The organism is Yersinia frederiksenii ATCC 33641 (assembly GCF_000754805.1).
GTDB classification, from domain to species: domain Bacteria; phylum Pseudomonadota; class Gammaproteobacteria; order Enterobacterales; family Enterobacteriaceae; genus Yersinia; species Yersinia frederiksenii.
Genome location: NZ_KN150731.1, coordinates 1,178,064 through 1,196,141, shown reverse-complemented (window position 1 = coordinate 1,196,141; position 18,078 = coordinate 1,178,064). Strand labels below are relative to the sequence as shown.

Here is an 18,078-nt window from a genome sequence, read left to right as displayed (position 1 = left end):
CCCGTACAATAATGTTGATCCCTACCGGCACCAGCGTTGGTTTAACCAGCGTCAGCTTGGGTGTCATCCGCTCTATGGAGCAAAAAGGTGTACGCCTTAGCGTATACAAGCCAATCGCACAGCCACGCGCTGGTAACGATGCTCCTGACCAAACTACCACCATCATTCGTGCAAACTCCAGCATCACTGCTGCTGAACCACTGAATATGAATCATGTGGAAGCCTTGCTAAGTTCTAACCAGCAAGATGTATTGATGGAAGAAATTGTTGCTCGTTATCACGAAAACACCAAAGACGCCGAAGTGGTTCTGGTTGAAGGTTTAGTGCCAACCCGCAAACATCAGTTTGCCAATGCACTGAACTATGAAATCGCCAAAACCCTGAATGCTGAAATCGTGTTTGTGATTTCACTGGGTAATGATTCACCGGATCAGTTGAAAGAGCGAATCGAACTGGCTCGTTCCAGCTTCGGTGGCAGCAAAAACAAAAACATCACCGGCGTTATCATTAACAAACTGAATGCCCCGGTTGATGAGCAAGGTCGTACCCGCCCTGACCTGTCTGAAATCTTTGATGATTCCACCAAGGCTAGCGTCGCAAAAATCGATCCAAAACAGCTGTTTGCCAACAGCCCGCTGCCTGTTCTGGGCTGTGTGCCTTGGAGCTTCGAACTGATTGCAACCCGCGCAATCGACATGTGCAAGCACCTGAATGCGCGCATTATTAACGAAGGTGACATCAACACTCGCCGCGTTAAATCTGTGACTTTCTGTGCCCGTAGCATCCCACACATGCTGGAACACTTCCGTCCGGGTTCTCTGCTAGTAACCTCTGCAGACCGCCCAGATGTGTTGGTTTCTGCCTGCCTGGCAGCGATGAATGGCGTTGAGATCGGCGCTATCCTACTGACCGGTGGCTATGCCATTGACGAGCCTATCAAACGTCTGTGTGAACGCGCTTTCCAAACTGGTCTGCCGGTCTTTATGGTTGATACCAACACTTGGCAGACCTCTTTGAGCCTGCAAAGCTTCAACCTGGAAGTGCCAGCTGATGACCATGAGCGTGTTGAGAAGCTGCAAAACTATGTTGCCAGCCATATCAACAGCGAGTGGATTGATTCTCTGACCGCAACTTCTGAACGCTCACGTCGCCTGTCTCCACCTGCATTCCGTTATGAGCTGACTGAGCTGGCACGTAAAGCTGGCAAACGTATCGTACTGCCAGAAGGTGACGAACCACGTACAGTGAAAGCCGCCTCTATCTGTGCAGAACGCGGCATCGCGACTTGTGTGTTGTTAGGTAACCCAGAAGAGATCCAGCGTGTTGCCGCGGCTCAAGGTGTTGAGCTGGGTAAAGGTGTTGAAATCATCGATCCGGTTGCAGTGCGTGAGCAATATGTTCCACGTCTGGTTGAGCTGCGTAAGAGCAAAGGCATGACCGAAGTGGTGGCGCGTGAGCAGTTGGAAGATAACGTGGTTCTCGGCACATTGATGCTGGAGAAAGGCGAAGTTGACGGTCTGGTATCCGGCGCCGTTCATACCACCGCAAACACTATCCGCCCACCGTTGCAGTTGATCAAAACCGCACCGGGCAGTTCACTGGTTTCTTCTGTGTTCTTCATGCTGCTGCCTGACCAAGTTCTGGTTTATGGTGACTGCGCGATTAACCCAGATCCAACCGCGGAACAACTGTCAGAAATTGCTATCCAGTCTGCTGATTCTGCTGCGGCATTCGGTATTGAACCGCGTGTTGCGATGATCTCTTACTCCACTGGTAATTCTGGTGCAGGTAGCGATGTAGAAAAAGTTCGCGAAGCTACTCGCTTGGCTCAAGAGAAACGCCCAGATCTGATCATCGATGGCCCATTACAGTATGATGCGGCAATCATGGCTGACGTGGCAAAATCCAAAGCGCCTAACTCGCCAGTTGCAGGTAAAGCGACCGTGTTCATCTTCCCTGACTTGAACACCGGTAACACCACCTATAAAGCGGTACAGCGTTCTGCCGACCTGATCTCTATCGGGCCGATGCTGCAAGGCATGCGTAAGCCAGTTAACGACTTGTCCCGTGGTGCGCTGGTTGACGATATCGTCTATACCGTAGCACTGACCGCAATTCAGTCAGCACAAGCTGACGCGTCTTAATCTTCCGGTTAAGCCGTATACAAACGCCAGCCTCGTGCTGGCGTTTTTGTTTAGTTATTTATACCGTCGACTGATGCTGTCAGGTACTTTGCCGTGGTTCGAACTTATAGCTAAAACTCTGACTCAGAGGTTCATCTTCCTCGCCGTCGTCATTATCTAGCATATTAATCAGCATTTTACCGGCTTCTTTCCCCATCTTTTTATAGTCAATTCGCATCGATGTCAGCGTGGGATAAGTTTGGTCGCAACTGTCAGAACCGTCTAAACAGGCCACGGCAATTCCGCTAGGGATTTTCAATAGCCGTCGTTGGCACTCAAATAACACGCCAAGAGCAATATCTTCATGGCTACATATCACTGCATCCAATTCAGGTTGGCGCTGGAGTATTTCTGTCAGAGCATAACGACCAAACTGTAAACTGGCACTCTCCGGCGTTGTGACAGTTTGATCGCCATTTTTGTAGTGCTCTAACATGGCTTTATGCCAACCATTTAATTGCTGACGCTGCAAACGGTTATCCATATGAGCGCCGATAAAACCAATATTATGGTAACCCCGCTCCAGCAAATGACGGCTCAGTTCATAGGCTGACTCAAAGAAAGCCGCCTCAAGGGTAATTTTCGCCCCTTTGAAATAAGAACCCACCACGTTAACCGTTGGGATATTCGCCCGCTCAAGCAGTTGATAAGTTTTATCCGCCAGTTGTGAGCCAAATATCACCACAGCGGCCGGATTACTCTGTAACAAGGTCATCAATATTTCAGCTTCTTTGCGCTGATTATATTCGTGGCAACCAAGTAATAGCTGAAACTCATTTTTATTCAGAATCTGTTGCAGCGCCTGCATAAATCGGGAACTGGCTTTATCCGTTAATGACGGAATTAAAACAGCGACGGTATCACTGTGGCCTGATGCTAATGCCCCAGCAGCACGGTTAGGAATATAGCCAAGAGTTTCAACCGCTTGTTCTATTTTCTCACGTAATTTATCTGAAACCTGCTCCGGCGTTCGCAGCGCTCTGGAAACAGTCATCGAGCCTACCCCGGCATAGTTCGCCACATCCGATAGAGTGACTCGCCCGGTATTACGACGCTTGCGCGTTTTTTCCATGCTGATTTCCTGCCTGATTAAAATTTCTTGTCTTATAGCAACCAGCCATTCCGTATTGGCCCCGACAATACATTGCATTGTATATGGCTTATTCCTAGATAGCCAAAGCCCATAGTGCGACAAATGATAGCGCTATCACAAAATTTGATAGCGCTATCAGGTAGCGCTATCAATTGAGATATTCATCACATTAATAGCAGTGATAACTATCTACTCTCCTGTTAACAGTCATTGGGAGTCATAAATATCATGTTAAAAACACTGTTAACGCCAGACGTCATTCAGGTGGTCGGCCATGCAAAAGATTGGCGTGATGCCATCGCGATTTCATGCCAGCCATTAATTGATAATGGCTCGATTGAACCTCGTTATGTCGAGGCGATTTATCGCTCCCATGAGGCCATTGGCCCTTACTACGTTGTCGGGCCGGGGATTGCCATGCCGCATGCCCGTCCAGAAGAAGGGGCGAATAAACTCTCTCTGGCATTAACCGTCATCACCGAGGGCGTCACTTTCAATGCAGAAGGTAACGATCCGGTAAAACTGCTCATAGTGTTGAGCGCGACAGACAGTACCAGCCATATCGAGGCTATTTCTCAACTCGCGCAGTTGTTCGATAACGATACAGATGTGACCGCCTTACTTAATGCCAAAACGCAGCAGGATATTTTGTCCGTTATTGCGCGTTATTAATCACCACATTAGGTTTGGATAATAATTTTAAGGGGAAAGAAAATGAAAATTACAGTGGTTTGCGGTAATGGTTTAGGCACCAGCCTGATGATGGAAATCAGCATCAAAAATATTCTGAAAGAATTGGCAGTCAGTGCCGAGGTTGATCATGTTGACCTGGGCTCAGCCAAAGGAACGCCGAGTGATATTTTCATCGGCACCAAAGATATTGCTGAGCAGTTAATTGCTCAGGCTGTCGGTGGCAAAATTGTTGCTCTGGATAACATGATCGATAAAAAAGCCATGAAAGAGCGTTTATCTGTGGCATTAACCGAATTAGGCGCTTTGTAACCGGAGGCTGGCATGGATTTCTTTCGCTTTTTAATGAGTGATGTTCTCTCCGAACCGGCGGTGCTGGTGGGTCTGATTGCTTTAATCGGTCTGATTGCCCAGAAAAAACCGGTCACGGAATGTATCAAAGGCACCGTAAAAACCATCATGGGTTTTGTGATTTTGGGTGCCGGTGCTGGCTTGGTAGTGTCATCTCTAGGTGATTTCGCCAATATTTTCCAACATGCTTTCGGTATTCAGGGCGTCGTGCCAAATAACGAAGCTATTGTGTCAGTAGCACAAAAGAGTTTCGGTAAAGAAATGGCGATGATTATGTTCTTCGCTATGGTTATCAATATTCTGATTGCTCGCTTTACACCTTGGAAATTTATTTTCCTGACTGGGCACCATACTCTGTTTATGTCGATGATGGTGGCCGTTATTCTGGCAACTGCCGGGGTCAGTGGTGTAACACTGATTGTTATCGGTTCACTAGTCGTTGGGGTTGCAATGGTGTTCTTCCCTGCCATCGCCCACCCTTATATGAAAAAGGTGACCGGTTCTGATGACGTGGCAATCGGCCACTTCTCTACCCTGTCTTATGTATTAGCCGGTTTTATCGGCAGTAAATTTGGTAATAAAGAACATTCGACTGAAGACATGAATGTGCCGAAAAGTCTGCTGTTCTTGCGTGATACACCAGTGGCTATCTCCTTTACCATGTGTATCATTTTCATCGTAACCTGCCTGTTTGCCGGGCCGGAAGTTGTGAAAAGCCTGAGCGGCGGCAAAAACTGGTTCATGTTCTCACTGATGCAATCCATTACTTTCGCCGCAGGTGTGTACATCATCTTGCAAGGTGTGCGTATGGTTATTGCCGAGATCGTGCCCGCATTTAAAGGGATTTCAGACAAATTAGTTCCTAATGCTAAACCCGCGCTGGATTGCCCGGTCGTCTTCCCTTACGCGCCAAATGCCGTATTAGTTGGCTTCTTGAGCAGCTTTGCTGCAGGTCTTATCGGGATGTTCGCGCTGTATTTAATGAACATGACGGTCATTATCCCAGGTGTCGTGCCTCACTTCTTCGTCGGTGCTGCTGCTGGGGTATTTGGTAATGCGACCGGTGGACGTCGTGGTGCCATTCTGGGGGCATTCGCACAAGGCTTATTAATTACCTTCCTGCCAGTGTTCCTGTTGCCAGTGTTGGGCGATATTGGTTTTGCCAACACCACATTCAGCGATGCCGACTTCGGTGCTCTGGGTATTTTGCTGGGTATTATTGTTCGATAATCAGCAAGATAAAGGCTAGAACGAAAAAGCCCCTGTAAGGGGCTTTTTTTATGGCTGATGTAGATTAATCTTCCCGCGGAGTGATTTTTCCGTAATCCTGTTCATTATTGCGTGTTAGCCACAGCGACAAGGCTTTTAGGGAGTCTGGCGTGAACTCGTCGCAGCGGGCGGTAATTTCTTCCGGCAGCATCCAACGAACTTCATCTATCTCTTCCGCCTGTAATGCAAATGGGCCATGCGAGACGCAGCTGAACAAGGCACCCCACACGCGGCAGCACTCTTCTTCAAAGTAAAACTGACCATGTTCGGCAAAAGGCACCCCTGCAATGCCTAACTCTTCTTCCGCTTCGCGCCGAGCTGATTCAAGGTAGTTTTCACCACTTTGCACCACTCCACCGGCTGTTGCGTCCAGTTTTCCGGGATAGAAATCTTTGTTCTCAGTACGACGTTGTACCAGAATTTTGCCCATTCCATCGTGCACCACAATATAAGTAGCACGATGGCGTAGTCGTTGAGCTCGCATTTGTTGACGACTGGATTGAGCAATAACTTCATTTTGCTCATCAACAATATCAACCCACTCGATGACTGCTGCTGGATTTTGCTCCACCATCCTCTGAAACCTTCTATCTGGGCGCGTATCCGCGCAATTGTTAATCAAGAGGTATATTTATTTAGTTTTTAATGCCAACTGGGCGATAGGTTCATCATCTTGTAGGGCCAGAACCTGTAAAACACCGCCATCCAACATGCCATAACTCGCCGGATATCCTCCTTTTGGGATACTGACGGAGCCAGGATTAAAGCATATCACCTCATCCTGCCACTGTGCCTGAGGCAGATGTGTATGACCATAAACTAAGACATCCCCATGACGCAACGGAGGAAGAGCCGCAGGGTGATAAAGGTGACCATGCGTCAAAAATAGACGCGTTTCTGGCATAATAATCTGCTGCCAACCCGCCATTATCGGGAATTGCAATAACATCTGATCGACTTCACTGTCGCAATTACCGCGTACCGCAATAATGTTGTTTTTATAGGGATTAAGGCATTCTGCTACCGCTGCCGGTTGATAACCGGCCGGTAATGCATTGCGGGGCCCATGATTGAGCAAGTCACCCAATAGCACCAACCATTGTGCCTGACTACGTTCAAAAATTTCCAGAACCTGTTCTGTGGCCGGTAGCGACCCATGCAAATCAGAAGCAAACATTAACTTCATGGTATCGTCGTCTCTTAGATTTAACTCGATTAAATCAGGCTATACAGTCAGCCCAGGCAGATAATGAGCACTCAATGTGGCTTTATTCTATCATCCAATCCGTCGGATTAATCCGATAAAAGCCACTATCTGCCATAAGAAAATTTTATCGTAAAAGACAAAGCTAACATTACAGAATCATGTCAGCATAATGTGAGCTCAAGTGGGAGAGAAATCGTTATAATCAAGATTGAGATACCAGTTCATCCAGTGTGAGCTGATTGAATAAATATCCTTGCATAGCATCAATCCTACTGCCTTTAAGCTGTTCTGACTCATCTTGATTTTCTACGCCAACGACAATAACCCCAAGACAATATTTCTTAATATTATTTATCAGGATTGGGAAAGTATGCTTGTTATGCTGCCAGAAGAAATGCTTATCAATTTTGACATACTCAAAAATATTGGCAGTGACCGCATTAAGGGTGGAGTCACCTCTGCCTAAATCATCGAGCCATAGGGGATATAGCTCAGCCAACTCACGCAGTAATGGGTTATTCATTCCATCGGATAAATTGGAGAATGTCTCCATAATCTCCAACCTTAAGAAAGGCATTTCATCTAGGATTTGGCGAGTCAGTTTGTCCGTGACAATCACACTGGCCAAGTCAAAATCGATATTAATTGAAAGCAAAACATTGTTAGTGATAAACCAATCGCTATAGGCTTTCACCGCACGTAATTGGTCTTGGAATAAATTAGTCTTTTCACCCACATCCAATTCTTTAATGAAATGTTCGACATCAATGGGCGAATCGACAGATTTAGTTGAAAATCGGCTTAATAGCTCAACCGCTAATAAACTACCGTCTTGCTTATGTATAGGCTCACACACATAAGAACAATTAACTTCGATGTTTAGCTTCATGCGCACCTGAAAAAGTGTATGAACAACAATGAGATCACAACCAGATCTCAGCCGGAGGATTTATAAGCCACCGTGAGTTTTTATAAAACACCCAACATTTTTTATAAAACATCCAACTTCACAAGGTGAAAAGGCTGGTAGCCTCTTTTCTATTCAAATTAGTATGTTTACTCTAGCAGAAAATCACTAATTCAGTGTTTTAAAAGTCGTCGCGTAGGCCTTTCAACCATTGTCAGCACTCAGAAGTAATAAAGTTTTTAGGCCATAACTACGTCGGCAAACTGGTAGTACCTGAGCGCACAATACTGTATTAATCGGACAGAATGCGGAATTTATTAGTTATTATTTTTTTATTTTCTCAAATGATGCTGCTGACAACATTAGGACATTCTTCTCACCCGCTAGTGGCCTGCGATCGACATACTATCTTAATGAAAAAATTAACACAGGATGTGCTCAGCATCGTAGGAGAAGACCCCAGAATCACCTATGCTAAAAGAGAAGCTGGATAAGTAGACATTTATCGCGATAACACCAAAACAATAAGGGATAAACGGAGATTGGCCATGCGTATATTAATCACTGGAGCTACAGGACTGATCGGGCGTAGTCTTTGCGCCTTTCTTTTGTCGCAATCCCATCAAATAACCGCCTTAACCCGTGACCCACAACGAGCAAGTCATGTGCTTGGATCGCAAGTCACCTGTTGGTCAACATTGAATGATAAGCATGACCTCAATGGTTTTGATGCGGTGATTAATTTGGCGGGTGAGCCTATTGCTGAGAAGCGTTGGACTTCACAACAAAAAGAAATTTTATGCCAGAGTCGCTGGCAGATCACCGAAAGACTAACCGCATTAATTAAAGCCAGCAGTCAACCTCCGACAGTGTTTATTTCAGGATCTGCAGTCGGATTTTATGGCGATCAGGGGCAAGCATTAGTCACCGAAGATGAGATACCCCATGATGAGTTTACTCATCAGTTATGCGAACGTTGGGAAAGCCTGGCACTGGCAGCGCAAAGCAGTCAAACCCGGGTTTGCTTGCTACGTACCGGTATTGTATTAGCGCCTCATGGCGGTGCATTAGCTAAAATGGTACCGCTATTACGCCTGGGTCTGGGTGGCCCAATCGGCGATGGTCGCCAATACCTACCCTGGATACATATTGATGATATGGTTCATGGTATCCATTATTTACTAACCACAGATGGGTTGCATGGCCCATTCAATATGGTTTCACCTTATCCGGTCCATAATGAACAATTTATTGCTACGCTGGCAGAAGTACTCGAACGCCCTGCCGTGATTCGTACCCCAGCGGCAGCCATTCGCTTATTGTTGGGAGAATCTGCAGCATTGGTATTAGGGGGGCAACGGGCAGTGCCAAAACGGTTGGAAGAAGCTGGCTTTGCATTCCGCTATTTCGAACTGGAAGAAGCTTTGCGTAATGTGCTGAAGAAACCGACGAGAAAACATTCTCAGGATTAAACTCTCGCCATAATATATTTGTCATTTTCATCACCAGGATATTCCTTCAAAAAGGAATATCCTGGTCATAATGAAAATCACCCTACAGTAATAGGTACCCACAAGTTCTGGTGCATCGAACCATATATTCTACTTCCGGGATCCTGAATGCTATTATGAATATTATCAGAGAGTGCAGTCATCGAGCTAAACAATAAATCAAGATTATCACCTTCAATAATATGATTATTGGTCTTAAAAACAAAATTGGAACGCATATTATTATATAAATAGTGGTTTTTAATAACTACCACCTTCGCTGAGCCCCTGATCGAGATCCTTAAATTATTTTTTTCTTTTTCAAACTGTAATTCAGTATGATCAATATCTTTAAATGTTATGCTATTCCTTCCATGATTATCATGAATAGTAGTTTTTCCATATCCTTTTTCAATGACATAACGATCATCATCATTCCCACCGTCCAGATTATCGTTTCCATTACCACTACTCAATAAATCATTATCATCACCACCCTTTATTATATCATCACCATCACCAGTAAATAATTCATCATTTCCCGGCCCTCCCTGAATGTCATTATTCCCGGCAGCAGCATAAATAATGTCATTTCCGCTCCCACATATAATAGTGTTACCCTGACCACTTAAATCACTGACAGTATCATCTCCACCATAAAGATCTAAAAAATCATTCTCCAAACGATAGCCATCAGGAACAATAATATTATCATCAAATTTAGTCGCAGTAATATTAGTCGGTATGCTTTCTAGAATGTTATATGATCCACCTTCTATATCTATATAGAATGATTTTTTATTTTTATCTATTAAAGTGATTAGTTTTTTACCATCCGATGAAACTGCCTCGGCCAACTGTTCAATGCGCACAATTGCAAAGTCATTGGGTTGGTCCCGATGTTCAATGTACAATCTTAAGTGACGTTCGTCGTATCTTACGTTGAGATCGTAAGCATTGACATCATTAAATACAATAGTCATCGTATTTTGTTTAATATTTTCAACAGTATCACCGGCAAAGAACTCAATATCAATAAACGAGTTTTCAGTATTATCCGCCCGTAAAATATCAGAAATTTCGTATCGGTTATCCCCTGAAAAACCGACTGAACGGCTGCCAGCCTTCAACCGGTGAAAAACATTGTTTTTTATATTGCCAGTAAGAAGTGTACTCTGACTGGTTGGATAGGCTATTAATAGTGGATTTACACAGTTGGGAAATTTCACCACTCTACTATCAATTATCATACTGTTATTATTTTTATTAAGAAATACTTTTATTTTTTTTGGGCTTATCGGCACTTCATCTTTTTTATAGAGAGTAGTATCTGACAGATAATTATATACTGCTGAAAATTCAAGTGATAACAACCACCTATTGGCGTTAAAATCCACCTCTTCAGGCCAATTTGCTGAAAGTATGAAGCCATCTGAGGTAGTAAACATATAATTATGATTCAATACTCTTTTGCTATTATATTTTTTCTGTTTATAAGCATTTTCTAATATTATTGTATGGCTGCGGTCAGACTTTTCCCACTTAAGAATCACATCATTGTCATCCAAATTTATTGATCTTAGATCAGTTACAGAATACGACATGAGAATGCTACTGATTTCATCCAGACCAGAATCTATAATTTTCACTTGATGATGACCTTTATCTTGCGCGGTAATGAGATACAAATCATTACCTCTCCCGCCGTCTGCCACACCATTAATTAACTGCATTTTATCATTACCATCCAGACCTTTTATATTATCAAACCCACTTATTCCATTGATATAATTGTCATTATTGTTACCGTGAAGAATATCATTTAAATATGCCTGACCAATAACATTTTCTATATCTTTCAAGTTAGCTTCTTTCGCCCACTCACCTTTACCTTCGTTCCCTCTAATATAAACATAGCCCTCTAAAAGATTTGCATTAAAACCTTTATTACCTATGCGAAGACCAGAGAGCAATAAGGTATCGGAACCGCCTTGCCCATCAAGAAAATTGGGAACTACTTGCATACTATGAGGCAAATAACTAGAAAGAGAAAATATATCGTCTTTTTGACCACCCACTAAAATGTTATTAAATTTACTAACGTAAAAACTATTCTTAGCATCACCATAGCCAAAAATTATATTATTTGAGCTATCAATGTGGAAGTGAGTATTATTATCACCATCAGGGTCAATGGCTTCTTCATACAAATCCTTATTATTTACTCGACCCAGTAAATAATTTTTATTATGGGGAAGTAAATAAGAATTAAATAATTCATAATTCATTATGATGACAACACTTCTGGTAAAGCTATTCTTATAGCTAATTTCTTGTATCCTGATAGATATCAGCTTATCAGAAGCATTAATCTCTGCCCAGCGGTTATATTCAAAATAATTGAGCGGTTCTACCATGTAGCGCATAACAAAATATCTTCTTACCGAACCTCTACTAGAATATTTTCTATTTATTATTTTATCTTCACTATATACTTTAGCATCTAGGTGTAAGTATATTTTTAACAGCTCTTCTTTTGAATACTTTTCATACTTCTCATCATCTTTATGTATGATACAAAATTTAGTTACTGATGCTGAGTTAAATCTCTGGCGACCATGAAAGTATCGATTAAACCCCATCGGTTGCAGTTGATCTTTTAATGTATTCTTTACTGATTGAATAAAATATTTATCCAAATCTTCTTGATTTTTTTGAGCCAACTTATCCCTGACAGACTTCGGGGGTTCTGCCCCGACAAATAAATTCCATCCGGTATTAACCTCTTCATCTAAACTAAGGCTGACTTGTTCTTTTATATATTGGGTCTGCCGTATTGCATTATACATCGCACTTGCCAGCATAATAACTGCCCCCGCAACAATACCTATTGGTCCCGCCGACGCGAAGCCCAAAGCCAATGCAATAGCAGTCGTCACAGAGACGACTGCACTAATAGTAGAAAGAGAAGCATTGACCAAATAGTCAGTTTTTAAATCCGTATTTTCTTCATTCGCTGCCTTGTCAAAATTCTCGACAGCATCATGGATGTCAAAACCAGCAGAAGCCAGATTAAATGCCGTCCCAGCATATTTAGCTGATTTAGCTGCCAGACTATAACCCGTGCGACCAATGCCAGAGCGGGCACCTGACAAGAGTTTTTTACTAAAATAGTTATGCAGTTTGTTAAAAGTGGGTTGCATCAAGTCAGTGCTAATATCCACCCCTCTCGAACCCCAAGTGATCGCCAACTGCTTCATTATTTCATCGCGTTCTTTATCTGTAATATCAGGATCTTGCAGTCTTTTCACCATGACTGACGTCGAGATCGATGAGGTAATAAAACCCAGAGTCTGAGCACCACTACCGACTGTCTGGCCAATTGATTGGAAACGCCTCGATGTGGCGGTAGTCCGTGTTAAATCATGCCATAATTTAGTATCAATATTTCCATCACGTTCGACATGGTGCTTTATGGTATTCAGTCGTGTAATAGCTTCCCCTCTCTCGAAAGAGTCAACGACGTTGTCCAGTATTTTATGATTATTATCTTCAGTTAATAATTGTCGCAGAACTTTAACCGACTGTTGTTGTTCAATGCTGCGCCCATCAGGGAGTATATAAAATTCATTTAACAGCAGAGGGTCAAAGCGTAATTTATGTTGCCAGTCAGCATCAGATAAAATAGCCTCTACACTAATAATTTTACCATTTAGTGTAGCGCCCATATCATAAAGAGTATGGAGAGCGATAACTTCGCCGTTAAAGAATATGTTACCTTGCTCAGTTAATCGCTGCCTTTCGCTAGTCAAGTTTTGTTTAAATACATTTTCCAGTAGCAACTGAGAACCATTATTCACATTATCTGACAGGTTAATACGATATAATTTATATGATTGGTTGGAGGGTGTGTTAATATTATCTGCCGTATACAGTCCTATAAATGAATTTAGCTTTTTATTTATCTCTTGGAGCGTTATACCACTAAGAGTAAACTCACCGCCTTCAGTATCGTAAATACGATATAAATATTGATCACGTGTTTTTTCAATGGAAATATTTAATAAAAACTCATCAGTCATTAATTGATGATAGCCAACATCTGATAAATTAACACCTTGATTTAAAAAACCATCAGCAGTGAAAGTGCGAATATTACTATGTTGATGTTCATTTAAGATATTAATTAAATTATTAAAATTAGTTAACTGTCTATTTTCATTATCTGTTGCTATATTATTTGATTTTAGATAAGTTAAATTTCGATGCTCCAGTAACTGCTGTTTGAATTTTACAGAGTCTCCTTTTAACAAGGAGTAAAAATATAAAACACCTAAGTCAATCTGTTTTTTTGTTGCTTTTGTTAAATCTAGTGATAAGGTTAAAAGTTGATTAACCGCAGTGACTCCTTTAGCACCTAATTCATGTGAGAAAGTCACTAATTTTGAATTTTTATTGTTCTGATTAATATGCCATTGCTTACTAACTTCTAATGCTGCAGATATCTTAATTGATTCTAATTGAGGATTATTTACACTAACTTGCTGTAATTCAGATAATTCCAATCGTAGTTGCAGATAATAATCAGGATCAGTAGTGGCTTTTAAAATGTTGCGATTTGCCAATATATCATTGCCACCATCTAAAAATTCGGCAAGTGAGCTCCGGGTCTCCGAGCTTAATTGGGTCAAGGAAATACGCCCTTCGGCTAATCGGTCTAACATTTGGATGGCATTTTTAGTGCGTGAACTAAGAGACTCTAGCTCAAAGTTATATATTGATATTTCGCTATAATTCCCTGGCTTTGCAAAATCAAAAGATGACGCTGCATATTTTTTAATCACCCCATGAGTAAAATCGATATCCATAACAGTCGGATTATCTTTTTTGTAATTAATTAGCATATCTATATTAGGTTTTAATGTGCTTAATGCATTATCAAAACTATCAACCGACATATGTACATTAAATACTTTTCCACTTGCTGTTATCTCCATGACCAAACTTTTAATCTGACATTCGCCTGAAGCTTTCTCCTTGGCAGAAAAATCAATCACTTTAGCCGTAGACTCTGGTGATAAATTAAAAACTATTTTATTTTCTTTGAGTGATTTTATAATATAAACCCGCTCACCATCTTGAGATATTTTAGATACACTGTAATCGTGATGAGGTCTCATGTCGTCTTCATATTTAATATAGGCAACACTAAAATCCAGCGTTTCTAAAGCATCTACAGGAAAATCATAGTATTTTCCTACCACTATCTCGGAACCGTTTCTTGTTATCTTCTTATTCAAATGATTATGTATGTGTTTTTTAAAATCTGTATGATTATCAAATGTTTTCGCTCCGAAGTTAGGATCGAAAAAAGTCCAACTTATTTTATTTTTTTCATTTTTAACAATAGATATTGCAAGAGTGTGATTAGGTGACGAAATACTAATATATGTATTATGAGAAATATTACTTATATCATTTAGTAAAAGCTTTAATTTTCTACTGCTTTCTATCAAATTATTTTTCATTTCAGTGCGCCGGGTATCTTCACTCCTATCGCCACTGCGGATTAATCCTCTTTCCAATAAAAGACCACCATACATATCAGCGGCTCGTCTCTTTTCACTCTCTATTGCAGCACCCAGCATTGTACCAAAAAGATCAGATTTCACTTTATCCTTCGGCATCATTACATGCTGCCCATCTTCACTATAAACTCTATTTATTTTACTATGATGCTCAACTAAATCATCCAGAATATAACTAATTAAGTATTTTTTATCCTTCCCTTTTTCACGTATTTTATTGAGAGTACTTTTAAAATCTTCGTCATTACAGGCCACATACTTTTCTATAACATCAATTAAGTCATTATGGGATATTCTACCTCCGACAGATTTTTCTTTTATTTCTTGTATTAAAGCATATAGACTAATCATGGTCTTATCGTGCTTACCTGATTTCATAAGGTTAGCAACACCACCAAAGTTCTTTTTTATTTCTTTATAATTGTTATTTACATACTGACTATTCTGCAATATTAATATTCTCTCCAACTCGGTATGAAGAAATTGTCTATAATATTGCATTAGTAATTTACTCTGAATATTACTCGGATCTCTATCAACTATTTGAGCATTTTGTTTATAACTATCAATTGCTCTTTGCAACCAGGAAAAGTACCGCTTCCCGCCCCCCACATTACCATTGCGTTCTTCCATCATAAACTTGGTTGATAGTGCGTAACATAATGCCCCTGAAATTTTTTTAGCGCCGTCAACATCTCCTGGCGTAACGGAGTAATAACCTATCTCATACAATGATGTCTCCAATTTTTTGACCAAGTCACGTCCTTGAGAAAAATCAAAAGAATACTGCTCTATTAATGACAAAATAACACCTCATATTAATATATTATTTACCAAGATAATTTAGTTAAAATTATATTATTTAATATTGATGTCACATAATTAAAAAACATTTATTGTATTATATAAGAATATATTAACTAACTATTTAGTTGGGAGAAGGGGACCGGAAAGAACATCCAAAACATAGGTATTTAGTGGGATAACTCTGTTAGCTATCCCACTACATTGTTACTTCAGTGCGCCAGAAAGGAACTGCTGTAGGCGGGTACTCTTGGGGTTGCCAAAAAGCTCGGCTGGCGGCCCCTCTTCTTCAATAACACCTTTATGCAAGAAGATGACGTGGCTGGAGACATGGCGTGCAAACTCCATCTCATGAGTCACTACCACCATGGTTTTCCCCTCCTCTGCCAGCTTTTGCATAATACGCAACACTTCACCAACCAGCTCAGGGTCCAGAGCTGAGGTTGGCTCATCAAACAGTAATACGTCCGGCTCCATGGCCAATGCCCGGGCAATAGAGACACGCTGCTGTTGACCACCAGAAAGATGTACCGGATATTTAGCCCGCGCGCGCTCATCAATCCCCACTTTATCCAAATAGCGGATAGCGCGCTCTTTTGCTACGGATTTACTCAATCCCAACACTTGAACTGGAGCCTCCATGACATTTTCCAGCACGGTCATATGGCTCCACAGATTGAAATGCTGGAATACCATCGTTAGTCGAGTGCGCAATAATTGCAGCTCTTTCTTATCAAAAACTTTTAATTGCCCGTCTTTATCACGAACCAGCCGGATATTCTGGTTATTGACACTAATCGACCCTTCGCTAGGTTTCTCAAGGAAATTGATACAACGTAAGAAGGTACTTTTCCCTGAGCCAGAAGAGCCAATAATGGAGATCACATCCCCAGCTTTGGCTGAAAGTGAAACGCCTTTTAAAACCTCATGCTCACCATAGTGCTTATGCAACTCCGTCACAGACAGTTTGGTTTCAGCTATTTTAGTTTCTAATGTGTCAGTCATAGTTTTTAATGTATCAGTCATAGTCTCTCCGTACTTAATGCGATGCCTGAGGTTTTATATGTGCCAGCCAACGTTTCTCTGCCTGGCGGAACAGGCTAATTAGCGTAAAGGAGATAATCAGATAAAGTACGGCAGCAATACCAAAAGCATAAAACGGCTGATAAGTCGCAGCGTTAATATCACGTGCTATCTTCAGTATATCTGGCACCGTGGCGGTAAAAGCCAACGCGGTGGAATGCAGCATTAAAATAACTTCATTACTGTAGGCCGGTAAAGCAATACGCAATGCTGAAGGCAAAATAATGCAACGATACATTTTAAAACGTGAGAAACCATAAGCTCTGGCCGCCTCTATTTCACCATGAGGAACTGAACGAATAGCACCGGCGAAAATCTCGGTGGTATAAGCACAAGTATTCAATGTCAGCGCTAAAATAGTGCAATTTAATCCACTACGGAAAAATGCATTAAGTAGATCGTTACCTCGGATAATCTCCAAACTGTACACGCCGGAATAGAATACCAATAATTGCACGTAGAGCGGCGTACCACGGAAAATATAGGTAAAAACCCAGACGGGTAAACGAATCCAGCGCCTTTCAGCGACACGTGCCACCGCCAAAGGAATGGCCAACATCCCACCCATCACGACGGAGGAAATTAATAACCACAAAGTGACGGACAGCCCGGTAAAGCGGTAACCATCACTCCAGAGCAGGGCTTGCCAATATTGATGCAGAATATCAATCATAGTTCAGCCCTCTTCACCCCATGGGAATAGCGCCGTTCCAACCATAGCAAAACACCATTCGAAACCGTGGTAAACACCAAATAAACCACACCAGCCACCAACGCGAAGAAGAAAGGCTGATAAGTGCCTTTTCCCGCCAGTTGTGTCGCTTTGACGACATCATTCAATCCCAAAATAGAGACCAATGCCGTTGCTTTGAGGATGACTTGCCAGTTATTACCAATCCCCGGCAAGGCATAGCGCATCATGGCAGGGAACATGATTCTGCGGAAAATCTGGCTGGAATTAAAACCAAATGCCCTCGCGGCTTCAATTTGGCCAGCAGGAACTGCCATATAAGCGCCACGGAAAGTTTCGGTGAAATAAGCACCATAGATAAAACCGAGAGTGATAATCCCAGCAGAGAGAGGGTCAATATTGATTTGCTCAAAACCAAGTGATTCAGTAATGGTGTTTAAGGTGATCTGCAAACCGTAAAAAATAAGCAGCATCAAAACCAAATCAGGTACACCGCGAATCAGTGTGGTGTAGCACTCAAACAAGCCAGATAACAGCCGGTTTGATGATAACTTTCCACCGGCACCAATCAAGCCGATAATCACTGAGAGCAACACTGAGCACAGTGCCAACTCCAGCGTCACCAGCGCACCTTCAAATATCAGTTTCGAATATCCATCCAGCATCTGGGTTATCCTGTTTTACTGAGTAAGGAGTCTGGTTAATTGCTCTGTGTTGGCCCC

General features: G+C 41.9%; 13 protein-coding genes. 5 read left to right on the top strand and 8 right to left on the bottom strand.

Annotation, left to right across the window (positions count from 1 at the left end; genetic code table 11):
* Positions 1 to 11 precede the first annotated feature (11 nt).
* Positions 12 to 2,144: a phosphate acetyltransferase gene (gene pta / locus DJ58_RS16315; RefSeq protein ID WP_004708815.1), complete on the top strand. Its 2,133-nt coding sequence runs from the start codon at positions 12 to 14 to the stop codon at positions 2,142 to 2,144.
* 79 nt (positions 2,145 to 2,223) lie between these two features.
* Here pta and DJ58_RS16320 read toward each other — a convergent pair whose 3' ends face one another.
* Positions 2,224 to 3,255, bottom strand: a complete 1,032-nt coding sequence (locus tag DJ58_RS16320) for a LacI family DNA-binding transcriptional regulator (protein WP_032910974.1) — start codon at positions 3,253 to 3,255, stop codon at positions 2,224 to 2,226.
* A gap of 249 nt (positions 3,256 to 3,504) precedes the next feature.
* On the opposite strand from DJ58_RS16320, the gene DJ58_RS16325 reads away from it, so the two are divergent.
* Genes DJ58_RS16325 through DJ58_RS16335 form a run of 3 tightly spaced genes read left to right on the top strand, consistent with a single transcriptional unit; the run spans position 3,505 to position 5,547 of the window.
* Positions 3,505 to 3,948, top strand: coding sequence for a PTS sugar transporter subunit IIA (locus DJ58_RS16325; protein WP_004708818.1), 444 nt, complete (start codon positions 3,505 to 3,507; stop codon positions 3,946 to 3,948).
* 42 nt (positions 3,949 to 3,990) lie between these two features.
* Positions 3,991 to 4,278 (top strand): PTS sugar transporter subunit IIB, encoded by a 288-nt coding sequence (locus DJ58_RS16330; protein WP_004708821.1) that lies wholly within the window; start codon positions 3,991 to 3,993, stop codon positions 4,276 to 4,278.
* A 12-nt stretch (positions 4,279 to 4,290) separates the two neighbouring features.
* Positions 4,291 to 5,547 (top strand): PTS ascorbate transporter subunit IIC, encoded by a 1,257-nt coding sequence (locus DJ58_RS16335; RefSeq protein ID WP_004708822.1) that lies wholly within the window; start codon positions 4,291 to 4,293, stop codon positions 5,545 to 5,547.
* A gap of 64 nt (positions 5,548 to 5,611) precedes the next feature.
* Here the strand turns inward: DJ58_RS16335 and yfcD are convergent, their stop codons facing one another.
* The 3 genes from yfcD to DJ58_RS16350 all read right to left on the bottom strand — a co-directional run bounded on the left by yfcD (position 5,612) and on the right by DJ58_RS16350 (position 7,682).
* Positions 5,612 to 6,160: an NUDIX hydrolase YfcD gene (gene yfcD, locus DJ58_RS16340; RefSeq protein WP_004708824.1), complete on the bottom strand. Its 549-nt coding sequence runs from the start codon at positions 6,158 to 6,160 to the stop codon at positions 5,612 to 5,614.
* A gap of 57 nt (positions 6,161 to 6,217) precedes the next feature.
* Positions 6,218 to 6,772 carry a phosphodiesterase gene (gene yfcE, locus DJ58_RS16345; protein WP_004708825.1) on the bottom strand — a complete coding sequence of 185 codons (555 nt, stop codon included), beginning with the start codon at positions 6,770 to 6,772 and terminating at the stop codon, positions 6,218 to 6,220.
* A 223-nt stretch (positions 6,773 to 6,995) separates the two neighbouring features.
* Complete coding sequence (locus tag DJ58_RS16350) at positions 6,996 to 7,682, bottom strand: EAL domain-containing protein (RefSeq protein ID WP_032910976.1); 687 nt, start codon at positions 7,680 to 7,682, stop codon at positions 6,996 to 6,998.
* A 566-nt stretch (positions 7,683 to 8,248) separates the two neighbouring features.
* On the opposite strand from DJ58_RS16350, the gene DJ58_RS16355 reads away from it, so the two are divergent.
* Positions 8,249 to 9,172, top strand: a complete 924-nt coding sequence (locus DJ58_RS16355; protein WP_032910978.1) for a TIGR01777 family oxidoreductase — start codon at positions 8,249 to 8,251, stop codon at positions 9,170 to 9,172.
* A 77-nt stretch (positions 9,173 to 9,249) separates the two neighbouring features.
* Here the strand turns inward: DJ58_RS16355 and DJ58_RS16360 are convergent, their stop codons facing one another.
* From DJ58_RS16360 to DJ58_RS16375, 4 genes are all read right to left on the bottom strand, one after another.
* Positions 9,250 to 15,582: a YopT-type cysteine protease domain-containing protein gene (locus DJ58_RS16360; protein ID WP_004708831.1), complete on the bottom strand. Its 6,333-nt coding sequence runs from the start codon at positions 15,580 to 15,582 to the stop codon at positions 9,250 to 9,252.
* 207 nt (positions 15,583 to 15,789) lie between these two features.
* A complete protein-coding gene (gene hisP, locus DJ58_RS16365; protein WP_072088104.1) occupies positions 15,790 to 16,587 on the bottom strand; it encodes a histidine ABC transporter ATP-binding protein HisP in 798 nt (265 codons plus the stop codon).
* Between the two features lie 34 nt (positions 16,588 to 16,621).
* On the bottom strand, positions 16,622 to 17,338 hold the full coding sequence (locus DJ58_RS16370) for an ABC transporter permease (RefSeq protein WP_032910981.1): 717 nt from the start codon (positions 17,336 to 17,338) through the stop codon (positions 16,622 to 16,624).
* Entirely contained in the window at positions 17,335 to 18,021 is a 687-nt protein-coding gene (locus tag DJ58_RS16375; protein ID WP_004708838.1) for a histidine ABC transporter permease HisQ, read from the bottom strand. Before DJ58_RS16375 ends, DJ58_RS16370 begins: the two co-directional genes overlap by 4 nt.
* Between the last annotated feature and the right edge of the window lie 57 nt (positions 18,022 to 18,078).

What these genes read in the sequence shown, in the direction of transcription:
- pta (WP_004708815.1), top strand. Translation starts at nt 12, where the DNA reads ATGTTGATCCCTACCGGCACCAGCGTTGGTTTAACCAGCGTCAGCTTG.
- DJ58_RS16320 (WP_032910974.1), bottom strand. Translation starts at nt 3,255, where the DNA reads ATGGAAAAAACGCGCAAGCGTCGTAATACCGGGCGAGTCACTCTATCG.
- DJ58_RS16325 (WP_004708818.1), top strand. Translation starts at nt 3,505, where the DNA reads ATGTTAAAAACACTGTTAACGCCAGACGTCATTCAGGTGGTCGGCCAT.
- DJ58_RS16330 (WP_004708821.1), top strand. Translation starts at nt 3,991, where the DNA reads ATGAAAATTACAGTGGTTTGCGGTAATGGTTTAGGCACCAGCCTGATG.
- DJ58_RS16335 (WP_004708822.1), top strand. Translation starts at nt 4,291, where the DNA reads ATGGATTTCTTTCGCTTTTTAATGAGTGATGTTCTCTCCGAACCGGCG.
- yfcD (WP_004708824.1), bottom strand. Translation starts at nt 6,160, where the DNA reads ATGGTGGAGCAAAATCCAGCAGCAGTCATCGAGTGGGTTGATATTGTT.
- yfcE (WP_004708825.1), bottom strand. Translation starts at nt 6,772, where the DNA reads ATGAAGTTAATGTTTGCTTCTGATTTGCATGGGTCGCTACCGGCCACA.
- DJ58_RS16350 (WP_032910976.1), bottom strand. Translation starts at nt 7,682, where the DNA reads ATGAAGCTAAACATCGAAGTTAATTGTTCTTATGTGTGTGAGCCTATA.
- DJ58_RS16355 (WP_032910978.1), top strand. Translation starts at nt 8,249, where the DNA reads ATGCGTATATTAATCACTGGAGCTACAGGACTGATCGGGCGTAGTCTT.
- hisP (WP_072088104.1), bottom strand. Translation starts at nt 16,587, where the DNA reads ATGACTGACACATTAGAAACTAAAATAGCTGAAACCAAACTGTCTGTG.
- DJ58_RS16370 (WP_032910981.1), bottom strand. Translation starts at nt 17,338, where the DNA reads ATGATTGATATTCTGCATCAATATTGGCAAGCCCTGCTCTGGAGTGAT.
- DJ58_RS16375 (WP_004708838.1), bottom strand. Translation starts at nt 18,021, where the DNA reads ATGCTGGATGGATATTCGAAACTGATATTTGAAGGTGCGCTGGTGACG.